This window comes from Pectobacterium wasabiae CFBP 3304, from assembly GCF_001742185.1.
Taxonomy (GTDB): Bacteria; Pseudomonadota; Gammaproteobacteria; order Enterobacterales; family Enterobacteriaceae; genus Pectobacterium; species Pectobacterium wasabiae.
Genome location: NZ_CP015750.1, coordinates 1,845,523 through 1,865,512, shown reverse-complemented (window position 1 = coordinate 1,865,512; position 19,990 = coordinate 1,845,523). Strand labels below are relative to the sequence as shown.

Here is a 19,990-nt window from a genome sequence, read left to right as displayed (position 1 = left end):
GGAGAAAAATTCGCATCCCTTCAGGCTCGGTGAAATAATACTTTTAATTTCCAGGGTTACTAACATGCAGGTATTTCAGGTGGAAGAGGTTCATTTACGAGCAGATGCCGCCCTTGAAGGCGCAACGCAACATTCGGTCTATCATCCCGATTCGCTGCATCAGCCACAGTCTGACTGGCTGGCGGAAGAGGTGCCCGTGGCGCTGGTTTATAACGGCATCTCACATGTTGTGATGATGGCTTCACCGAAAGAGTTGGAACCATTCGCTCTCGGATTTTCCTTATCTGAAGGTATTATCCAATCACCAGCAGATATCTACGGTATTGATGTGCAACCCGCCTGTAACGGTATTGAAGTTCATATTGAGCTTTCTAGCCGACGCTTTGCCGGGCTAAAAGAACGACGCAGATCGATGGATGGGCGCACAGGCTGCGGCGTATGTGGCGTAGAGCAGCTTGCGGAAATCGGCAAACCGGTGGTGCCTCTGCCTTTCACTCAGACATTTTCCCTCAGCAAACTTGAAAATGCGCTGGCGCGACTGCGCGATGTGCAGAAGATCGGCCAGATGACCGGTTGCACTCATGCCGCAAGCTGGGTAGCACCAGACGGCACGCTGTGCGGGGGGAGTGAAGATGTCGGCCGCCATGTCGCGCTGGATAAATTGCTTGGCACTCGAGCAAAGCAAGGGTGGCAGCAAGGGGCGGCACTGGTTTCCAGCCGAGCCAGCTATGAAATGGTACAAAAATCTGCCATGTGTGGCGTGGAAATCCTGTTTGCTGTCTCGGCAGCCACTTCGCTGGCCGTTGACGTTGCACAGCGCTGCAACCTGACGCTGGTGGGTTTTTGTCGACCAGGACATGCGACAATTTACACGCATCCGCAACGCCTGAGCGAGTAAGCTATTGCCGTCAGAATCACGATAGCTCTCCACAGGCACACAAGCTATTTGAAGCATGACGGTATAGATTAATTTGTTTTTACATAATGCAATAACGACATAACCGTTTGTTATCATGAGGTAAAGCAATATGGTTCATCGCACCAGATCGAGAATAATCATTTTCAATATCATTTAATTAACTATAATGAACGTATTGCTTACGCGGTACTAACAGAACAGTGCCGTAACATTTTTTTTACCATGGAGATGCTAAACATGAGTTATTCACTGCCATCGCTGCCTTATGCTTATGACGCACTGGAACCGCATTTCGACAAAGAAACGATGGAAATTCACCATTCCAAACACCATCAGGCTTACGTCAATAATGCTAATGCCGCGCTGGAATCCCTGCCTGAGCTGGCTAAATTATCGGTTGAAGAGCTGATTGCTCAACTGGATAAGGTCCCTGCTGAGAAAAAAGCAGCACTGCGTAACAACGCCGGCGGCCACGCTAACCACAGCCTGTTCTGGAAAGGCCTGAAATTAGGCACTACGCTGACTGGCGATCTGAAAGCAGCAATCGAACGTGATTTCGGCAGCGTTGATGCGTTTAAAGAGAAATTTGAGCAGGCAGCAGCAACCCGTTTCGGTTCTGGCTGGGCCTGGCTGGTTCTGAAAGACGACGGCAAGCTGGCTGTGGTTTCTACCGCAAACCAAGACAGCCCACTGATGGGTGAAGCGGTTTCTGGCGCATCTGGCTACCCGATCGTCGGTCTGGATGTGTGGGAACACGCTTACTACCTGAAATACCAGAACCGTCGCCCAGATTACGCTAAAGCATTCTGGAACGTGCTGAACTGGGACGAAGCATCTGCTCGCTTCGCTGGCGCGAAAAAATAAAACCGCTGGATGCCTGATACGATCAGGTGACTTCTGCGTTTGAATCAAGGCTGGGATAACAACGTGTTATTCCAGCTTTTTATTATCCCTTTCATACTTCAAACCACATATACCCTGGCTTTCCTCACAATTCCCCACCGCCACACACAACCCAATCGCCACGATCTCGCACAGTTTACGCATCCCTGTTAGTGCATAGGCTTCAAGCCCGAAAAAAAGGCAACGCGTAAAGTTTCAGAGTAGAGTGCCGATATCTACTGCGGGTTTTTATCATGCTGTTTTGCAGGATTGGCTTGGCGCGTGGTAATCCGAGATGCTAACACCGCTAATCAAGTGTGCATCAGGATAATGAATTTGGCTCAATACGAGATAGTGGTGAAATGTGATGGCTATAAATTTTGACAATCTAAAAGTCGGTAAAAAATTAGGATTGGGCTTTTTCCTGATCCTGCTGATGACCATGGTAATTGCTGGTGCCGGCATTATGCATATAGGCTCGCTAAAAGACAGTATTGATAAAGTTAATTTAAGCAACAATATCAATGATGAGATCAACCAGGCTAAGTATTATCGCGCATTATACGGGGCCAATTATAATCCTGATGATATAAAAAAGAACATTGAGCATATTTCAAACATCAGTACACTCGCCGAAAAAGCAAAAATGTTTAGCTGGCCGGAAAATGATGCAGAGAAAATAGTCAGTATTCCTACATTAATTGCCAGTTATCAGGAAAAACAAAAAAATTATATTAATGCAGTGAACACCAAAGATGCCGTTAGAAAAAGTTGGAATATTTCAACAACGGAAAAACCTCTGGAACAGCTCAACGACCAATTAAAGATAGACAACAATAGTGCTAATCTTCAATTATTACTTTCTGACTTAAATCAAAAGCTGATTTCCGTTCGTTACCATGTTCGCGGTTTATTACTCTCAACGGATAAAGAATCCGAAGAAAAGTTGACGGATGCTATCAACGCCGCACAAACGTCACTGACTTTCCTTTATCAGAGTCTGTCTGCCGAACAGCGTGACACACTGGCGCCAGTTATGACGATCGTGAACAACTATGAAGAGCAGATCTTGGCCTATATGCCAGCCTATCAGGACGAAATGGCACAGGCCGGGCAAATGCGAGTTGTTGCCGATCAGTTGAATGTCGTTATCAAATCCCTCGCCAGCGATCAGCTTGCCGCCTCACAGGCCGATATTTACAACGCCACGCTACAAATGAGCATCGCGGCACTGGTTACGCTACTGCTTGGCCTGCTAATCTCCTGGTTTATTTCGCGTCAAATCACCACGCCACTGGGTAGCACATTGAGCATGGCTGAAAAAATTGCAACAGGCGACCTCACCATGTCCATCAATACCACCCGTAAAGATGAACTGGGCCAGTTGATGAGTGCGATGTCGAAAATGAATGACAACCTACACAATATGATCGATGACATTCGCGTCGGCGTCAGCCAGATTTCTAACGCGTCTGGCGAAATCGTAGCAGGCAACACAGACTTATCTTCACGTACCGAGCAACAGGCCGCTGCCGTTGAACAAACCGCCGCCAGCATGGAGCAGCTCACCGCAACGGTTAAGCAAAACGCAGACAACGCACACCATGCCAACAAGTTGGCTATTAGCGCGTCCCAAACCGCAAAACAGGGTGGCGAGCAGGTGAATAACGTGGTGCAAACCATGACCGCGATTGAGAACAGCTCCAAACGTATCGCGGAAATCACATCCGTCATCAACAGTATCGCTTTCCAGACTAACATTCTGGCATTGAACGCCGCTGTAGAAGCCGCCCGCGCTGGTGAGCAAGGCCGTGGCTTTGCTGTTGTCGCCAGCGAAGTCCGTAGTCTTGCTCAGCGTAGTTCTCAGGCTGCGAAGGAAATTGAAGGCCTGATCTCTGAATCCGTTAGTCAGGTATCACACGGTGCGACGCTGGTCGGCAATGCGGGCAAAACGATGAACGATATCGTCACTTCCATCACGCAGGTGCATGACATTATGGGGGAAATTGCCACCGCATCGGATGAACAAAGCCGGGGCATTACTCAGGTTAGCCAGGCGATTGTTGAGATGGATAGCACCACGCAGCAGAACGCCGCACTGGTCGAACAATCCTCTGCCGCCGCCGACTCGCTGGAAGAGCAGGCGAGACTGTTGAAGCAGGCCGTTTCCGTCTTCCGTCTGGCCAACGCACAGCATGATGATACCCCCGCCGGTATCGCGTTTAACAACCAAACGCATCGTCTGCACGCGCCGAGCTAAAATCAAAAACGGCAAAAATGACAAAGCCCCTATTTAATTAGGGGCTTTGTCAGTTAATCAGTACTATCAAGCATCCATCACTTATCCTCTGTCTACGCAGAGAAAAAGCTTCAGAACGATTTCGGCGCGTAGCCTGTCATCTCTTTTAAGCCCATTTCGCGCCCGAGTGCGGTCATCGGGTGCACAATCACCAAACCGCGAACGCTCTTCTTCAACGTCCCCATATCAGCCTGCTCTTTTTTCGTAATCGCACGGTTGAAAGGTAGGTCCGCCAGTTTCTGCGCTTCTTTGCTAAGTTTTTGTTCTCTCACGTTACGCAGGCGCTCAATCTCAGCCGTTAGCTTCTCGCAGGCTTCCAGATTGAGGGCGATTGCTTCGGCATCACCTTGTGCCAGCAGCGTGGTCTGCTTATGCGTCAGCTTATCCAATTGGTCGCTAAGGCGTTTGATCTCTGCTTTTTCCTGCTCTTTCATAAAAGATAACCTATATAACGGGAGAATAATGCGGGGCACAGCATACACTATACGCTAAATAATTCGAGTTGTTGGAAGAGTAGCCAACGCACAAACAGCGTGAAGTATGACGAGTATAAACGCCTGACGGCGTAGTAGGGTAATGTTGCAGAATGGGGTTAAAACGCCTTTTTCAGACTGATTTGCGCAATCAATGTGGTTAAGGATAAAACCAGCGTGGAACGCACCATCTGCTGATAACGCTGCTGTTGCATACTCACCAGAAGCGGATCGGCATCAGCCCCCAGAGGCAAAGCCGGCTCTGCGGGCAATGCCGCAACGCAGTGCAACTCGCCGATAGGCCCCAGAATTTCATCATCGGTAAAACGATAGTGCCGATCGTCATGTGCTAGCTCTTCGCCCAGCGCCATTAATAATTCCGCATCTTCATACTCTTTACGGCTGATCATCCCCAGGCCATAAATCAGTTTCAGGCGCACGGAAAGGTCGCCCAGTGGCCCCGTTCCCGTCATCAGGGGTTCAACGGCATATTTCACCGCATAGTCATCTTTACGGAACACCTGCAACATCAGGATGCTAGCCGCTTCAGCCAGCAATTCAACGGCGCAGAGCATAAAATCGCGCACGGTCTTCCCTGAGTTCAGCGCTTCCAGAACCCGGTTTTCAAACGCCTGTGTTTCTTCCATCGTCACTTCTCGACCCTTTAAACCCGCACACAGCATACCCATCTCGGTAGCATGCTTACCGGCAGGTGTGGCGACATCGCATTCCCGACGTCGCCCGTATACCTTTACACCGTGTCGAAAAGACCACACCTGCCTGGTGACGAGACGCGCCGATTACTGCATGGCGTTATACACATTCACTGCTTGCGCGACAACCTCGCTGTCAGCATCCAGGCCAGAAATCTGCACCAGCGCCGCCTGCACACCCTGTGTGTGGATTAACTCGGCCAGCTCCAGCACTTGCGGATCTTGTTCACTGCGATAATGCATCGCGGCAGCAATGCCGGTAATCAGGTTGTCATGCGGCAAATGGTATTCCAGTGTTCCGAGCAGCGGCTTGATTAGACGGTCACCAGCACTCAGCTTGCGCAGCGGCTGACGGCCAACGCGCTCTACATCATCATGCAGATGGGGGTTTTCAAAGCGGCTGAGAATCTTGTTAATATAGGCGGCGTGTTTATCTGCATCAAAACCATAGCGTTTGATGAGTACTGCACCGCTCTCTTCCATTGCGCCTTTGACCACGGCTCTAACTTTCGGGTCAAGAATCGCATCGCGGATCGTTTGATGGCGTGCCTGCTGGCCGAGGTAAGCCGTAATCGCATGGCCGGTATTGAGTGTGAACAGCTTACGCTCAACGAACGCCATCAGGTTGTCGGTCAGTTCCATACCGGGGATCGCTGGCAACTCGCCACAGAACTGGGTTTTATCGACGATCCATTCGCTGAAGGTTTCTACCGTCACCGCCAGCACATCATCGCTGCCCGCTTCGGAAGGCGGCACGATACGGTCCACAGCGGAATCCACGAATCCCACATGCTCGACCACCCATTCCTGATGACCTTCCGGCAGCAGTTTCAGCACATGCTGTTTTAACTGGCTGGTGCCACGCACCATATTTTCACAGGCGATAATGTTCAACGGCCGGGTATTACCGTCGTCATGACGTTTAACCAGCCCCTGAGCGATAGTTCCGGCGATTTTTTCCAGAATCTGCGGCCCCACAGCGGTCGTCACCAGATCGGCGACGGCAATAAGCGCAACGGCATCCTGACTGCCGCTGTGAACGGCGCTGACGTTACTGACGGTATCGACCTGAGTGTTATCACCAACAATCCGTACGGAATAGCTTTTACGGCTGTTGAGTGCATCCAACAGCGGCTGATTGACGTCAGCGAATGTCAGTTCGACGTTGGCATCCGCCAGCAATTTACCAATAAATCCACGGCCAATGTTACCTGCGCCAAAATGTAATGCTTTCATGAGACATAACCTTAAAAAGACATAAAAAGAGGCCGCCCGAAGGCGGCACTAGCCACATCAATTAGGCACTCTTTTTACCAGAGAGTAAGTCGAGTACTTCCTGAACATCTTGGGTATGCGCCAGACGTTCAATGACGGCATCATCATCCAGCGCGTTAGTCAGGCTGGTGATGACCTGAATATGTTCGTTGTTACGGGCAGCAATACCGATAACCAGGCGCGCCACCTCGTCTTCTTCATCGCCAAAGCGAACACCTTCAGGATATTGGCAGAAGACAACGCCCGTTTTCAGCACGCGGTCTTTCGCTTCAATCGTACCGTGTGGTACGGCAATTGATTCGCCCAGATAGGTAGAAGTCAGCTTTTCGCGCTCCAGCATCGCTTCAACATACTCAGGCTCGACGTAACCGCCTTTTACCAGTTGCTCACCGGCAAAACGGATTGCCTGCTCTTTATGTGTCGCATGCTGATTCAGGAAGACATTACCCGCACCCAGTTGGAACAGGTTCGTCTGCGCATCGGCTACGGCTGGTGCTGGTGTCGCTACCGTTTCAGGTTTCGCAGCACCCTGCGCTGCAACAAGACGGGCTGCCAAGTCACTATACAAGCCACTATCAAGGAAGTTGGTCAGCGAAATGTGCTGTGCCTGCGGCGCATGGCGCATCGCCCGTTCGGTCAGGTCGCGGTGCGTAATCACCAGATCGACATCGTCCGGCAAGCTATTGATCGCGCTGTTGGTCACCGAAATGTTGGTCAGCCCGGCATCCTGAACTTTCTTACGCAGCACACCAGCCCCCATCGCGCTGGAACCCATACCGGCGTCACAGGCTACGATGATTTTACGCACGGTGCTCATGTCGCCGCTGACACCCGTGTTAGTCGCCGCACCTTTGGAAGAGGCTTTCATTTCCTGCACGCGGCGTGTCGCGTCGCCCAGGTCTTCTTCTTTTTGCTTGGTACTTTTCAGCAAAATCGCTGACACAATGAAGGACACCGCGAAAGCGGCTGCGATGGCCGCGAGGTTAGCGAAGTAAGCGCCTTTTGGCGTCATCGCTAACACGGCCAGAATAGACCCCGGAGAGGCAGGAGAAACCAAACCGCCACCCAACACGCTCAGCGTAAATACGCCAGTCATCCCGCCCAGAATCACCGCGATAATCAGGCGCGGATTCATCAATACATAAGGGAAGTAGATTTCGTGGATCCCGCCTAGGAAGTGAATAATTGCCGCGCCCGGAGCTGATTCTTTCGCATTACCACGACCGAAGAACATGTAAGCCATCAGCACGCCCATACCCGGGCCTGGGTTCGCTTCGATCAGGAAGAAAATAGATTTGCCGGTTTCTGTCGCCTGTTGAATGCCCAGCGGTGAGAAGATACCGTGGTTGATGGCGTTATTCAGGAACAGAATTTTCGCGGGTTCAACGAAGATGGACGTAAACGGCAGCAGGTTGTTCTGTACCATCAGGTTAACGCCGGAAGCCAGCACCTGAGAGAAGACTTCAACCAGCGGGCCAATCGCCAAAAACGACAGAATTGCCAACAACATACCGATAATACCGGCAGAGAAGTTGTTGACCAGCATTTCAAAGCCGCTTTTGATTTTACCGTCAACCATGCGGTCAAAACGCTTGATCGTCCAGCCGCCTAACGGACCGACGATCATCGCGCCGAGGAACATCGGGATATCGGTCCCGACGATCACACCCATCGTCGTAATTGCACCCACTACACCACCACGCTCACCAAATACCAAGCGTCCGCCGGTATAACCAATCAGCAATGGCAGCAAATACGTGATCATCGGGCCAACGAGCTTCGCCAACGTGTCATTGGGAATCCAGCCCGTTGGGATAAACAGCGCGGTAATGATACCCCAGGCGATAAATGCGCCAATATTGGGCATCACCATATTACTCAGGAAGCGACCAAAGTTTTGCACCTTGATCTTAATATCTGGTGAAAGCATAAAAACACACCCCTATTGAAACGCGCTGACAATAAGAGCGCGTGGTAATTATCGTGAGACGGCGTGGCTATAAAAACACCGATTGCCACAAGAATATTTCCGTCATTATTACTGTATGCAGCGCGGACTCTAACACGCTGTTTTCATACCGCAACCTCATGGCAGCAACGTGACAAAAATCACACAACCACCCTACATCAACGATACAAATAGGTGATTTACTTCACAAAAAACCGTTAAAAATGAAAAACTAAACAGATTTGTAGACAAATACAGCACCTTAAATGTGATTTAAATCACACTTTAAAGGTCGGCATTTGTTTTATTTATGTGATATGTATCACAATTTATTTTCCTCTCTCGCCTGCCAAACTCATCTTATCCAGAATACCGCCCCGCTCATATTGACTCGCTAAAGGAGGTTATTAGGGATAATTCACGCCATTTACCCCTCTGAGTGCATTCATTACATTCCGCTGTTGCACAGGTAGTGCCGCCACCATACTGTTATATTGCGCAGCCTGCTGTGGCGTACGGAATTGCACCGACGCGCCGTTAAATATCGGCTGATCGCCCTGAGCCTGAAGGAAATCCCCAACCTGGATCAGGCTTTGTGCAAACGACGTGGCATTCGGAATAGCAGGTAGCAGCGCATTCGTCGGCTGTATTACCGTGCGCGCATAGAGCCGCTCATAAGGAATTTGCACCTCTTCAGGCTGCTTTAACGTACTGTGGGCATTGTCGGCCTGTGTTTTTGCCGCCTGAACATGCTGCGCTAACAGGCTCATGGTTCCGACAGATTGCCTTAGCGCATCACGCTGCGTCAGATAGTCTTTAGGGACGCGAATACGGGAAATTTGCACCAGCATCGGCGTCAAACTGACGGACACCGCCTGATTAAACTGCTGAGAAAAGGTGGTTAAAATGGCGTAATCGTTGGTGAAATTACCAAAATCCTTCTTCTGCTCCTCCGTTAAGGCTGGCAATCTCCCATCCTGCTGCGACTGTACACTTTGCAGGAACGCAATGAATGCCTTGCGCTGGTCGGCTTCGCTGTCACCACAGGCAGCAAGCTGCAATGCCGCCAGAATAACCAGAACTGGCAGCAGCCAGCGTGAACGGTATGTCATCAGCCTTCTCATTCCCTACTCCTGTTATGCTTACTGCCCCGCCAGCCGTGCTTTATTCAGATAAAAACACGCTTTCCATGACAAGATTTTCTACGATATAAGCATAGTCGAATCAGGCTGGCTGTGTAGAAAAAGGCCAGACCTGACAACTAACACCCATCGTTTAAGCATTGAGATACACGGGACGATCGCAGGGTTTTTACCCACAGCGTAGTCCGTCGATGCGGGTCGTAACAGTAGGATGGAGATGTTCTGGAATGCGGAAAAAAGAACCCCCGAACAGGAGAACCTATTCGGGGGTTGAGATGACGATAATGCTATTGTCGTTATTGCAGAACGGAAATATCCGCAACCTGCAAGAACAACTCACGCAGTTGGCTTAGCAGCGTCAAGCGGTTCACTCGAACCTGCTCATCTTCCGCCATAACCATGACCTGATCGAAGAATGCATCGACCGGTTCACGCAGTGAGGCCAGCTCAACCAACGCTTCCTGGTAGCGACCTTCAGCAAACAGCGGTGTCAGTTTGTCACGCAACACGACAAGGTGCGTTGCCAACGTAATTTCTGCCGCGTCTTTCAATACGGCAGCATTAACGCTCTCATTCAGCGTGTCGGTAGACTTCGCCAGAATGTTGGAGACACGCTTGTTAGCCGCTGCCAGCGCCGCTGCTGCATCCAGAGAGCGGAAGTGGCTGACCGCTTTCACGCGGGCATCGAAATCGGCCGGACGGGTTGGACGACGCGCCAATACCGCCTGAATGGTATCCACGCTGTGACCTTCTTCCTGATACCAGGCGCGGAAGCGACCGAGCATAAACTCAATCACGTCATCCACAACCTTGGCATTAGTCAGCTTGGTGCCATACAGGCGCACCGCTTCTTCGGTCAGCGTCTGCAAATCGAGCGGCAGACGTTTTTCGACGATGATGCGCAACACACCGAGGGCGGCACGACGCAGCGCAAATGGGTCTTTGTCGCCTTTTGGATGTTGACCGATGCCAAAAATTCCTGCCAGCGAGTCCATTTTGTCAGCAATCGCCAGCGCACAGGCCACCGCAGAAGACGGCAGTTCATCACCCGCAAAGCGCGGCTGATATTGCTCATTCAACGCGACCGCAACATCTTCGGCTTCGCCATCATGACGCGCATAGTGCATTCCCATCACGCCCTGCGTGTCGGTGAATTCGAACACCATGTTGGTCATCAGGTCACACTTGGACAACAGACCCGCACGCGTTGCGTGATTCACGTCAGCGCCAATTTGACCAGCAATCCAGCCTGCCAGCGCCTGAATTCGGTCAGTTTTGTCGCGCAACGAACCCAACTGTTGCTGGAACAACACGGTTTCCAGACGCGGCAGGTGATCTTCCAAACGCTTCTTGCGGTCGGTATTAAAAAAGAATTCGGCGTCAGCTAAGCGCGGGCGCACCACTTTTTCGTTACCGGAGATAATCTGTTGTGGATCTTTGGATTCGATATTGGCAACAAAGATGAAGTTCGGCAGCAGATTGCCGCTGTTGTCGTAAACCGGGAAATACTTCTGGTCACCTTTCATGGTGTAAACCAGCGCTTCGGACGGCACAGCAAGGAATTTTTCTTCAAATTTCGCGGTCAGTACCACCGGCCATTCCACCAGCGAGGTGACTTCCTCCAGCAGGCTGTCGCTCAGATCGGCATTACCGCCAATCTTGCGTGCGGCGTCCTCCGCATCGGCTTTGATTTTGGCTTTACGCGCATCGTAGTCGGCAACGACTTTACCGCGTTCCAGCAGAATCTGTGGATACTGCTCTGCATTGTCGATCGTAAATTCAGCTTCACCCATAAAGCGGTGGCCGCGAATAGTACGAGCGGAATCGATACCCAATACCTGACCGGGGATCAATTCTTCACCCAACAGCATGGTTACGGTGTGTACCGGACGCACAAACTGCGTCTCTTTGTCGCTCCAGCGCATCAATTTTGGGATCGGCAACTTCGATAATGCGGTGCTTACCATACCCGCCAGCAGCGCCTGCGCCTGTTCACCTTTAGCGTGGGCACGATACAGCAGCCATTCGCCTTTGTCGGTCGTCAAACGTTCAGCTTGCTCAACGGTGATACCACAGCCACGCGCCCAGCCTTCTGCCGCTTTGGTCGGCTTGCCTTCCGCATCAAACGCTTGGGAAATCGCCGGGCCACGTTTTTCTACTTCACGATCGGGCTGAGAAGCGTTTAAGCGTGCAACCTTCAGCGCCAGACGGCGCGGCGCAGCAAACCAGCTTACGTCCCCGTGCACCAGATTAGCGGCATCCAGCTCCGCCGTGAAATTAGCGGCAAAGGATTCTGCCAGATTACGGAGAGCCTTCGGCGGCAGCTCTTCCGTGCCAATTTCCACCAGAAAAGTCTTGTCAGTCATGGCTGCCTCTTAGCTCTCTTTCTTATTGCACACGTTTTTGTGACACATGGGGAAACCCAGCGCCTCACGAGAGGCATAGTAGGCTTCCGCAACCGCTTTGGTCAGGGTACGAATACGCAGAATATAGCGCTGGCGCTCGGTAACCGAGATCGCTTTACGCGCGTCCAGCAGGTTAAAGCTGTGCGCCGCTTTCAGAATACGTTCGTAAGCTGGCAAAGGCAGCGGTTTTTCCAGCGCGAGCAGGTGCTGCGCTTCTTTCTCATATTGCTCGAAACAACTGAACAGGAAATCGACATCAGCGTGTTCAAAGTTGTAAGTCGACTGCTCGACTTCGTTTTGATGGAACACGTCGCCGTAGGTGGTTTTACCTAACGGGCCATCGCTCCACACCAGATCGTAAACGCTATCCACGCCCTGAATGTACATCGCCAGACGTTCCAGACCGTAGGTAATCTCACCGGTCACGGGTTTACATTCCAAGCCGCCAACCTGCTGGAAGTAGGTAAACTGCGTCACTTCCATACCGTTCAACCAGACTTCCCAGCCCAGGCCCCATGCGCCCAGCGTTGGGTTTTCCCAGTTGTCTTCCACGAAGCGGATATCGTGAATGGTCGGATCCATACCCAGCTCTTTCAGAGAACCGAGGTACAGCTCCTGAATATTCTCCGGTGATGGCTTAATGACGACCTGAAACTGGTAATAGTGCTGTAAGCGGTTCGGGTTCTCGCCATAGCGCCCGTCAGTCGGACGACGAGAAGGCTGCACATAGGCGGTTGCCATCGGCTCCGGCCCCAGTGCCCGCAGGCAGGTCATAGGATGTGAAGTGCCTGCGCCGACTTCCATGTCCAATGGTTGAACAATGGTGCAGCCCTGGCGAGCCCAATAATCCTGTAATGTCAGGATCAGGCCCTGGAAGGTCTTGGTATCAAACTTTTGCATGTTGGATTCGCGCACGATACAAGTGGATTTATAAGGAATGCGCCAGTATACCCTCTGACCGCAAGATATACAGCCAGAATGCGGCAACAAGTGCAAATCCCCGTTATCATCTTTCAAATTCCGGGATCAGCCGTAAAAAACGGTCTGCAACATCTTCAGGCTCAGCAGTAGTAACAATGCCGCAAAGGCCTTTTTCAGCGTCGCAACCGGCAGACGGTGCGCCAAACGAGCGCCGACAGGCGCAGTGAAGAAGCTGACGGCAGAAATCAAGAGAACAGCAGGCAGAGAAACATAACCGACGCTGTAATCAGGCAGCCCGTTTGCCGACCAACCGTTGATCATGTAGCCCAACGCACCGGAAAGGGCAATCGGTAACCCGACTGCCGCCGATGTACCGATCGCCTGCTGGATACGCACATTGCACCACGTCAGGAACGGCACCGTAAGCGACCCACCGCCGATGGCCACCAGCGCCGAAATACTGCCAATCACCAGCCCTGCGAACGAAACACCGGCCGTACCAGGTAACTGGCGCTGCGGTTTTGGCTTGATATTCAACACCATTTGCAGCGAAACGTAGGCCATAAAGCAGGAAAAAAAGATCGCCAGCGTCCGCGTCGGCAACAGCGTTGCCAGCCAGGTAGCGGTAAATGTCCCGATCAGAATGGCAGGCGTAATCCTCATCACGACAGGCCAAAGCACCGCCTGATGCTGATGGTGAGTGCGCAGACTGGAAATTGCCGTAACAACAATCGCCGCCATTGACGTTCCCAATGCCAGATGTACCAGATGTGTATTATCCACGCCCTGTGCGGCAAACAGCGCCGTCAGCACCGGCACCATAATGCCGCCGCCCCCAATACCTAATAATCCCGCCATAAAGCCAACCACCGCACCTAGTGCCAGATAGGCTGCTACCCACTCCACTGCCATTCCCTGTACCCCTATCTCTGTTTATGTTTTTCTTATGTTCAATGAACAGCGTTGAGCTGTTGGCAAAGCATTATTCACGATTCCACGACGACTTTCCGCCCCATCCGCACACAACCTTTCATATCTGCGAGCACGCCCGCAAAATGCTGGTTGCATATACAGCATTATGAATGTCATGATCGCCCCACATTGCGGCAGACCGCATTACAATGAACGGTGTGTTCAAACACCAACGGCACAACCGAATCAGGAGAGAGGAATGCAACGCTGCGGCTGGGTTACACAAGACACCTTATATCAGGATTACCACGATAACGAGTGGGGAAAACCCTGCACTGATAGCCAGAAACTGTTTGAACTACTGTGTCTGGAGGGCCAGCAGGCGGGCCTTTCCTGGATCACTGTCCTGAAGAAACGCGAAAACTATCGCCGTTGCTTCCACCAGTTCCATCCTGAGAAAGTGGCGAAAATGACGCAGGATGACGTAGATCGGTTAGTGCAGGACAGCGGTATTATCCGCCATCGCGGGAAAATCGAAGCGATTATCACCAATGCAAAAGTGTGGGTGGCGATGGAGAGTCAGGGAGAGAGCTTCGCGGATTTCATTTGGTCTTTTGTCGAACACCAGCCGCGTCTCAATCATCCCGTTTCACTCGCAGACGTTCCCGCCAAAACGGACGTTTCAGATGCCATGTCCAAAGCTTTGAAGAAACGCGGCTTCAAATTTATCGGTTCGACTATCTGCTATGCCTTCATGCAAGCGGGTGGATTGGTCAACGACCATGTCGTTGACTGTTTTTGTCATCAGGAAAGCGCGTCATGATCCGCCCTTACTGCGACCGCGATCTCGAGCTGCTGATGCCGCTTTGGCTAACGAGCACCATTCTGGCACATCCCTTTATCCGTGAAGATTACTGGCGAGAAAGCGCCAGTGCGGTACGTGAGATCTATATTCCCCAATCGCAAACCTGGGTTTATGAAGAACAAGGAAGCCTTATTGGTTTTATCAGCGTATTAGAAGCACGGTTTATCGGCGCGCTGTTTGTGGAACAAGCCTATTATGGCAAACAGGTTGGTGCAGCGTTAATCCAGCATGTTCAGGCGCGGTTCCCCTTACTCAGTCTGGAAGTGTATCAGCAGAATACTCGCGCCTGCCGGTTCTACCATAAGCAGGGGTTTGTCGTTGTTGAGGAAAACGTCAATCAGGATACACAGGCAACAGCGCTGATCATGCAGTGGGTGGAACGAGTGAAGGAGCAGTAAATACCGCTCCCTCCAGTTCAATCAGTTACCTCTGAGCCATCGGCTTAACGAGATATCAGAACGTTGTCCAGTTATCGTTACCATTATCCCGTGACGCAAGCGTCGATAGACGAGCCGTAGCCTGATTGCCCGAATGCCCATTACCGGCGTTACCCCCTTGCAGTCTTGGCAACCTGGCGACATCCGCATCGGATATGCGGAAAACCGACATTATTTTTGCCAACTTCGAGGCCTGCTCCTGCAACGAATTCGCCGCAACGGAGGATTCGCTCACCATTGAGGCATTCTGCTGGATAGTGGTATCCATTTCAGCCACCGCACTGCCAATTTGTGCAATACCACGGCTCTGCTCATCCGATGCTGAGGCGATTTCCCCCATGATGTCATTCACGCGGCTTACGGAAGCCACAATGTCATCCATCGTCGCTCCCGCCTGAGAAACCAGATCCGTTCCTGTATCCACGCGAGAAACCGACTCTGAAATCAGGCTTTCGATCTCTTTTGCCGCCTGTGAACTGCGCTGAGCAAGACTGCGAACCTCGCTGGCGACCACTGCAAATCCCCGCCCTTGTTCACCGGCCCGCGCCGCTTCCACTGCCGCATTCAATGCCAAAATATTGGTCTGGAAAGCGATGCTGTTAATAACGCTCGTGATATCAGAGATCTTCTTCGAACTGCCTGAAATATCGCTCATGGTACTAATCACGCGGTTAATAATATCCCCGCCGCGATTGGCATTAGTTGACGCTTCTCCGGCAATCTGGCTGGCATGTCGGGCATTATCGGCGTTGTTCTTCACGGTCGCCGTTAACTCTTCCATGCTGGCTGCCGTTTCTACAATCGCCGCCGATTGCTGCTCGGTACGTGATGACAAATCATTATTGCCTGATGCAATGTCAGAAGAAGCACTCTCAACGCTGTACACACTCTGACGAATATCAGTCATTAAATGACGTAATTTCTCCGTCATCACCATCATCGCCGTCGTTAATTGCCCCAGCTCGTCATGCCGTTCCACCGTGACATTTGCAGAGAGATCGCCGCCCGCTATCCGCTCCGCCAGCTTCAGGTTGGTGATAATAGGCCGAGTGATTTGTCGGGTGACAGACCATGCAATCAGCAATCCAAAGACGATGGCGATCGCCCCTAAAATCAGCGTTTGCAGTACAGAGCTATTGATAATGTCATCATTCCTCGCGCCGAGCTTTTGCAGAATGCTGCCGATATCGCTCGTCATTTTGTCTCCGGTTGCCCGGAATTTGACATCTGTGGTTTTCAGTAGCCCCAGTTGCTTGTAATATTGTTCTGCCGTTTGATGATATTTTTCAAATATTTGCCAAAAAGAATCTACGACACGACGACGATCGTCACTGACCGATGATGCCAGTGCATCATAAGATGCCTTCGATTCGGCATAGACCTGTTTCTGCACATTAAACGCAGCTTCGCTGTTCTCTCTTTGTAAGATATAGGTGCTATTAACCAGTTTCAGAAACTGCAGTGAGAGGGCTTCCTTCTGCACAGCCAGCGTATTTTCATCCGCATCGACAGAGAGTTGGGTCATAAATGCCGTTAACGCATCGGAGGCATTCATCTGGTTGATTTTCTTTGCCGTATCGACCACCGCGCTCGCGGCTGATTTCATGGTATTCAGATCGGTATCATAATCTACGAAATCCTGATCAAGCTTATTAAAATCAGAGAGATAATCGTCTTCCCATGTTAGCGCTTTCGCTTTTTCTTTTTGCTGACTTGCCTGATTGATGTAGGTATTAAGATTCTTGATATTGTCATCTGCAAAGGTGAATGAATATTTGACTCTCGCCATTTTTGACTGATCGAGGTAATGATTCATTTCATTCAAAATGGTCGTTTTAACATACAGATCATGGATGATAAAAAACCGTATAGCGCCAACGCCGGACGCCATCATCACTAACAGCAGGACAATACCAAACCCGCCATACAGCTTATGAGAAACCTTGAGATTACTCATAATCCTGGTAAAAAAATGCATTTATGCCCCCGTTAACAACACTGTGTTAAATAACCGCACCATTTCTAAAACATCCCTACCCGTAAATAGAGTTATCGGTTTTTTGCAGCAATGCTTTACAAGAAAATGAGTGATAGCAATCACAAAGGAATTATTTTAATCAAAAACGATGCAGCTAATGCATCGTTCATGCCGTAGGCGCATTCTGTACGCTTGGTGCGGCTGTCATGCCACCCCTTCTTGCGCAAATCGTGCAAATCCCCCATTAATCGCGGTTAACCTTGGGCAAATGCGGGGGCGGTATCACTTGCAGTCTCTCGCCAGCTACGCGATTATTCGATGAGCGATTTCTACGTTAACTTCCTTAATCTGCTGGAGTTTGTGATGAAACCTAGCGTTATCCTGTATAAAACAATTGCTGACGACCTACGCGCTCGTTTAGACCAACACTTCACGGTCACTGAACTTGACGCCTTTCCCGCCCTCGACCACCCTGCTCTGGCAACAGCCGAAGGCATCATTGGTTCCGGCGGTAAAGTCGATAAAGATTTCCTGCAACACGCACCGCGTTTACGTGCGGCCTCCACCATTTCTGTCGGTTACGACACCTTCAACGTCGACGCGCTGAATGAAAAAGGGGTCATTCTCATGCACACCCCAACCGTGCTAACGGAAACCGTGGCGGATACGGTTCTGGCACTCATGCTCGCCAGCGCACGTCGAGTCGTGGAAGTGGCTGAGCGAGTCAAAGCGGGAGAATGGAAAGGGGGGGTCGGCAGCGACTGGTTTGGGAGCGACGTTCACCATAAAACCATCGGTATTCTGGGGATGGGGCGTATCGGTCTGGCCGTCGCACAACGCGCCCACTTTGGTTTCAGCATGCCGGTGCTGTACAACGCCCGTCGCCATCATGCTGAAGCAGAGCAGCGCTTTAGCGCCCGTCACTGCGATCTCGATACGCTATTGGCCGAATCTGATTTCCTCTGTATCACGCTACCGCTAACGGCGGAAACTCATCATCTTATTGGGCGCGAGCAGTTGGCAAAAATGAAACCCAGCGCCATTTTGATTAATATCGGCCGGGGTGCCGTCGTGGATGAAGAAGCACTGACGGAAGCATTGGTAAAAGGAACCATTCAGGGCGCAGGTCTGGACGTTTTTGTCAAAGAACCGCTGCCTGTCGATTCTCCACTGCTGGATTTACCCAATGTGGTGGCACTGCCGCATATCGGTTCTGCTACGCATGAAACCCGTTACGGTATGGCCGCCTGTGCCGTTGACAACCTGATTGCCGCTCTGAGCGGTCAGGTAAAAGAAAACTGCGTGAATCCGCAGGTTTTGAAATAGCCCTCAATCATCTATGGCATAACCGTTTGCTTGCAAAACGTCCGTCACGCTCCAGCTATATTGCTGGAGACGTGCGGGGTCGACGTGATTTTTTAAACCTTACACACGCCCTGATAATGCATTGCCTGTCCAATGCGCGAAATAAGTGTATGTCCGAGGTTATTGTCCCAATTGAAGCTATTTTGCAGTACGACGACGGCAATGCGGTTGTGGCGATCTAACCCGATATAACTTGAATAGCCGCCGATGTACCCCACCTGATAGGTAATATATTGTGTGCCTACCTCATCGGTGATCCAAGCAATATTGGCAGCCTGTTTGGTACGGTTGTAATAGGTCTTCATTGAATCATTTATGGCTTCGTCCAGCGCGTGATGGCCTGTCGGATAGAGATGTGCACGGGCAAATTTCAACAGATCGTTGGCACTGGTGTACAAACTGGCTGCACCTACCATATTGGAAGAAAAGTGCCAGTCAGGTATCGGCTTGCCACGCATAATGAATTTGGGCTGATCGCCAGCGTGGCCAATCGCTCGATAAGGAAAGCGCGTTAATTTTTGTGGGGTAAAACTGGTACTTTCCAGTCTTAGTGGCTCGATAATCGTTTCATTCACCAACTGATCAATGGATTGCCCCGTCTTCAACTGTAAGATATACCCCAGAATGGCATAGCCAAGATTCGAATACGTCGGCGTTGGATGGGCCGGCACCGTAAAGTCAGCCAGATAATCCAATACCCGATCGTCATCCAATAGCGTATAGAAATTATTTCCGGTGAATAGATACTCGGCAAAAAGCCCCAGCATCTGCATATCCATCATCTGACGAGGTAAACCGGAAGTATGAGTAACCAGTTGTAGTAACGTGATCTTTTTTGCGCTATCACTTAAGGGGATCTGACGAGGCAGGAGTTCTTCAAGCGTATTTTCCCAGCGAAATATACCTCGTTTCACCAGAATACCCGTGGTTTCCGCCATAAACCCTTTGCTCACCGACCCAACGGCAAACAGGGTATCTCCCGTAATAGGATAACCGTGATGGCTATCTGTAAAGCCATATCCCCAACTACGCCTATTTCCGTCAGCCGTTAACACCCCAACAACAAGGCCCGGTATCGCTTTTTGTTTAAGAAAAGGGACAGCCAGACGATCGACTTCAGCGGTTAAATCTTGGTAGCAGGCAAGCCGCGAAACATCAGCATTCGATTCATCAATAGACATGTTTGATAATGCGCCACACCCTGAAAGCATCAATAATGCTGCCGTACTTAGTACAAGTCGAAAGCGTAAACGCATAATAAAAATGTCTTAAATTAAAGAGACGGACGTTAAATTTTTCCGATATTAAAAGGTCTGCTCAAAAAGCACTATCAATATATTTATCACGCTTAGATATATCCCAATACATTAATGTTATTCCCTTTCTTTCTACCCAAAATTGGATAACCAATACCGGTATTGTTCTTTGCTGTTTCCTACCACCTATGGAAATATCG

16 protein-coding genes are annotated in these 19,990 nt (G+C 50.7%); 6 read left to right on the top strand and 10 right to left on the bottom strand.

Features of this window, described 5'->3' with window-relative positions:
• Positions 1-64: 64 nt before the first annotated feature.
• The 3 genes from fdhD (at position 65) to A7983_RS08350 (ending at position 4,061) form a co-directional block, all read left to right on the top strand.
• Positions 65-898 (top strand): formate dehydrogenase accessory sulfurtransferase FdhD, encoded by an 834-nt coding sequence (gene fdhD, locus A7983_RS08360; RefSeq protein WP_005968080.1) that lies wholly within the window; start codon positions 65-67, stop codon positions 896-898.
• 258 nt (positions 899-1,156) lie between these two features.
• Complete coding sequence (sodA, locus tag A7983_RS08355) at positions 1,157-1,783, top strand: superoxide dismutase [Mn] (RefSeq protein WP_005968082.1); 627 nt, start codon at positions 1,157-1,159, stop codon at positions 1,781-1,783.
• A 385-nt stretch (positions 1,784-2,168) separates the two neighbouring features.
• Positions 2,169-4,061 carry a methyl-accepting chemotaxis protein gene (locus A7983_RS08350; protein ID WP_005968084.1) on the top strand — a complete coding sequence of 631 codons (1,893 nt, stop codon included), beginning with the start codon at positions 2,169-2,171 and terminating at the stop codon, positions 4,059-4,061.
• Between the two features lie 110 nt (positions 4,062-4,171).
• Here the strand turns inward: A7983_RS08350 and A7983_RS08345 are convergent, their stop codons facing one another.
• From A7983_RS08345 to A7983_RS08310, 8 genes are all read right to left on the bottom strand, one after another.
• Positions 4,172-4,534: a YibL family ribosome-associated protein gene (locus tag A7983_RS08345; RefSeq protein ID WP_005968086.1), complete on the bottom strand. Its 363-nt coding sequence runs from the start codon at positions 4,532-4,534 to the stop codon at positions 4,172-4,174.
• Positions 4,535-4,692: 158 nt separating this feature from the next.
• Entirely contained in the window at positions 4,693-5,256 is a 564-nt protein-coding gene (locus A7983_RS08340) for an MltR family transcriptional regulator (protein ID WP_005968088.1), read from the bottom strand.
• A 117-nt stretch (positions 5,257-5,373) separates the two neighbouring features.
• The gene (locus A7983_RS08335; RefSeq protein WP_005968090.1) at positions 5,374-6,522 is read right to left on the bottom strand and encodes a mannitol-1-phosphate 5-dehydrogenase; all 1,149 of its coding nucleotides are present in this window, start codon (positions 6,520-6,522) and stop codon (positions 5,374-5,376) included.
• A 61-nt stretch (positions 6,523-6,583) separates the two neighbouring features.
• On the bottom strand, positions 6,584-8,491 hold the full coding sequence (locus tag A7983_RS08330) for a PTS mannitol transporter subunit IICBA (RefSeq protein WP_005968092.1): 1,908 nt from the start codon (positions 8,489-8,491) through the stop codon (positions 6,584-6,586).
• Positions 8,492-8,916: 425 nt separating this feature from the next.
• Positions 8,917-9,621 carry a DUF3053 domain-containing protein gene (locus tag A7983_RS08325; RefSeq protein WP_167354026.1) on the bottom strand — a complete coding sequence of 235 codons (705 nt, stop codon included), beginning with the start codon at positions 9,619-9,621 and terminating at the stop codon, positions 8,917-8,919.
• 326 nt (positions 9,622-9,947) lie between these two features.
• Positions 9,948-12,017 carry a glycine--tRNA ligase subunit beta gene (gene glyS / locus A7983_RS08320; protein ID WP_005968096.1) on the bottom strand — a complete coding sequence of 690 codons (2,070 nt, stop codon included), beginning with the start codon at positions 12,015-12,017 and terminating at the stop codon, positions 9,948-9,950.
• Between the two features lie 9 nt (positions 12,018-12,026).
• Positions 12,027-12,956 carry a glycine--tRNA ligase subunit alpha gene (gene glyQ, locus A7983_RS08315; protein ID WP_005968098.1) on the bottom strand — a complete coding sequence of 310 codons (930 nt, stop codon included), beginning with the start codon at positions 12,954-12,956 and terminating at the stop codon, positions 12,027-12,029.
• Positions 12,957-13,082: 126 nt separating this feature from the next.
• Positions 13,083-13,889: a sulfite exporter TauE/SafE family protein gene (locus A7983_RS08310; protein ID WP_005968100.1), complete on the bottom strand. Its 807-nt coding sequence runs from the start codon at positions 13,887-13,889 to the stop codon at positions 13,083-13,085.
• 259 nt (positions 13,890-14,148) lie between these two features.
• On the opposite strand from A7983_RS08310, the gene A7983_RS08305 reads away from it, so the two are divergent.
• Positions 14,149-14,712, top strand: a complete 564-nt coding sequence (locus A7983_RS08305; RefSeq protein ID WP_005968102.1) for a DNA-3-methyladenine glycosylase I — start codon at positions 14,149-14,151, stop codon at positions 14,710-14,712.
• Complete coding sequence (locus A7983_RS08300) at positions 14,709-15,152, top strand: N-acetyltransferase (RefSeq protein WP_005968104.1); 444 nt, start codon at positions 14,709-14,711, stop codon at positions 15,150-15,152. The genes A7983_RS08305 and A7983_RS08300 overlap by 4 nt, the downstream gene beginning before the upstream one ends.
• A gap of 55 nt (positions 15,153-15,207) precedes the next feature.
• On the opposite strand, the gene A7983_RS08295 is transcribed toward A7983_RS08300, so the two are convergent.
• Positions 15,208-17,169 (bottom strand): methyl-accepting chemotaxis protein, encoded by a 1,962-nt coding sequence (locus A7983_RS08295; RefSeq protein ID WP_005968106.1) that lies wholly within the window; start codon positions 17,167-17,169, stop codon positions 15,208-15,210.
• Positions 17,170-17,532: 363 nt separating this feature from the next.
• Between A7983_RS08295 and ghrB the strand changes: the two genes are divergently transcribed.
• Complete coding sequence (gene ghrB / locus A7983_RS08290; protein WP_005968108.1) at positions 17,533-18,495, top strand: glyoxylate/hydroxypyruvate reductase GhrB; 963 nt, start codon at positions 17,533-17,535, stop codon at positions 18,493-18,495.
• A 92-nt stretch (positions 18,496-18,587) separates the two neighbouring features.
• Here ghrB and A7983_RS08285 read toward each other — a convergent pair whose 3' ends face one another.
• A complete protein-coding gene (locus tag A7983_RS08285; protein WP_005968110.1) occupies positions 18,588-19,790 on the bottom strand; it encodes a serine hydrolase domain-containing protein in 1,203 nt (400 codons plus the stop codon).
• Positions 19,791-19,990: the final 200 nt, after the last annotated feature.

Coding starts and splice junctions, on each gene's coding strand:
- A7983_RS08305 (WP_005968102.1), top strand. CDS start 14,149: ATGCAACGCTGCGGCTGGGTTACACAAGACACCTTATATCAGGATTAC.
- A7983_RS08350 (WP_005968084.1), top strand. CDS start 2,169: ATGGCTATAAATTTTGACAATCTAAAAGTCGGTAAAAAATTAGGATTG.
- A7983_RS08325 (WP_167354026.1), bottom strand. CDS start 9,621: ATGACATACCGTTCACGCTGGCTGCTGCCAGTTCTGGTTATTCTGGCG.
- sodA (WP_005968082.1), top strand. CDS start 1,157: ATGAGTTATTCACTGCCATCGCTGCCTTATGCTTATGACGCACTGGAA.
- glyS (WP_005968096.1), bottom strand. CDS start 12,017: ATGACTGACAAGACTTTTCTGGTGGAAATTGGCACGGAAGAGCTGCCG.
- A7983_RS08335 (WP_005968090.1), bottom strand. CDS start 6,522: ATGAAAGCATTACATTTTGGCGCAGGTAACATTGGCCGTGGATTTATT.
- fdhD (WP_005968080.1), top strand. CDS start 65: ATGCAGGTATTTCAGGTGGAAGAGGTTCATTTACGAGCAGATGCCGCC.
- A7983_RS08340 (WP_005968088.1), bottom strand. CDS start 5,256: ATGCTGTGTGCGGGTTTAAAGGGTCGAGAAGTGACGATGGAAGAAACA.
- A7983_RS08345 (WP_005968086.1), bottom strand. CDS start 4,534: ATGAAAGAGCAGGAAAAAGCAGAGATCAAACGCCTTAGCGACCAATTG.
- A7983_RS08310 (WP_005968100.1), bottom strand. CDS start 13,889: ATGGCAGTGGAGTGGGTAGCAGCCTATCTGGCACTAGGTGCGGTGGTT.
- ghrB (WP_005968108.1), top strand. CDS start 17,533: ATGAAACCTAGCGTTATCCTGTATAAAACAATTGCTGACGACCTACGC.
- A7983_RS08300 (WP_005968104.1), top strand. CDS start 14,709: ATGATCCGCCCTTACTGCGACCGCGATCTCGAGCTGCTGATGCCGCTT.
- glyQ (WP_005968098.1), bottom strand. CDS start 12,956: ATGCAAAAGTTTGATACCAAGACCTTCCAGGGCCTGATCCTGACATTA.
- A7983_RS08295 (WP_005968106.1), bottom strand. CDS start 17,169: ATGCATTTTTTTACCAGGATTATGAGTAATCTCAAGGTTTCTCATAAG.
- A7983_RS08285 (WP_005968110.1), bottom strand. CDS start 19,790: ATGCGTTTACGCTTTCGACTTGTACTAAGTACGGCAGCATTATTGATG.
- A7983_RS08330 (WP_005968092.1), bottom strand. CDS start 8,491: ATGCTTTCACCAGATATTAAGATCAAGGTGCAAAACTTTGGTCGCTTC.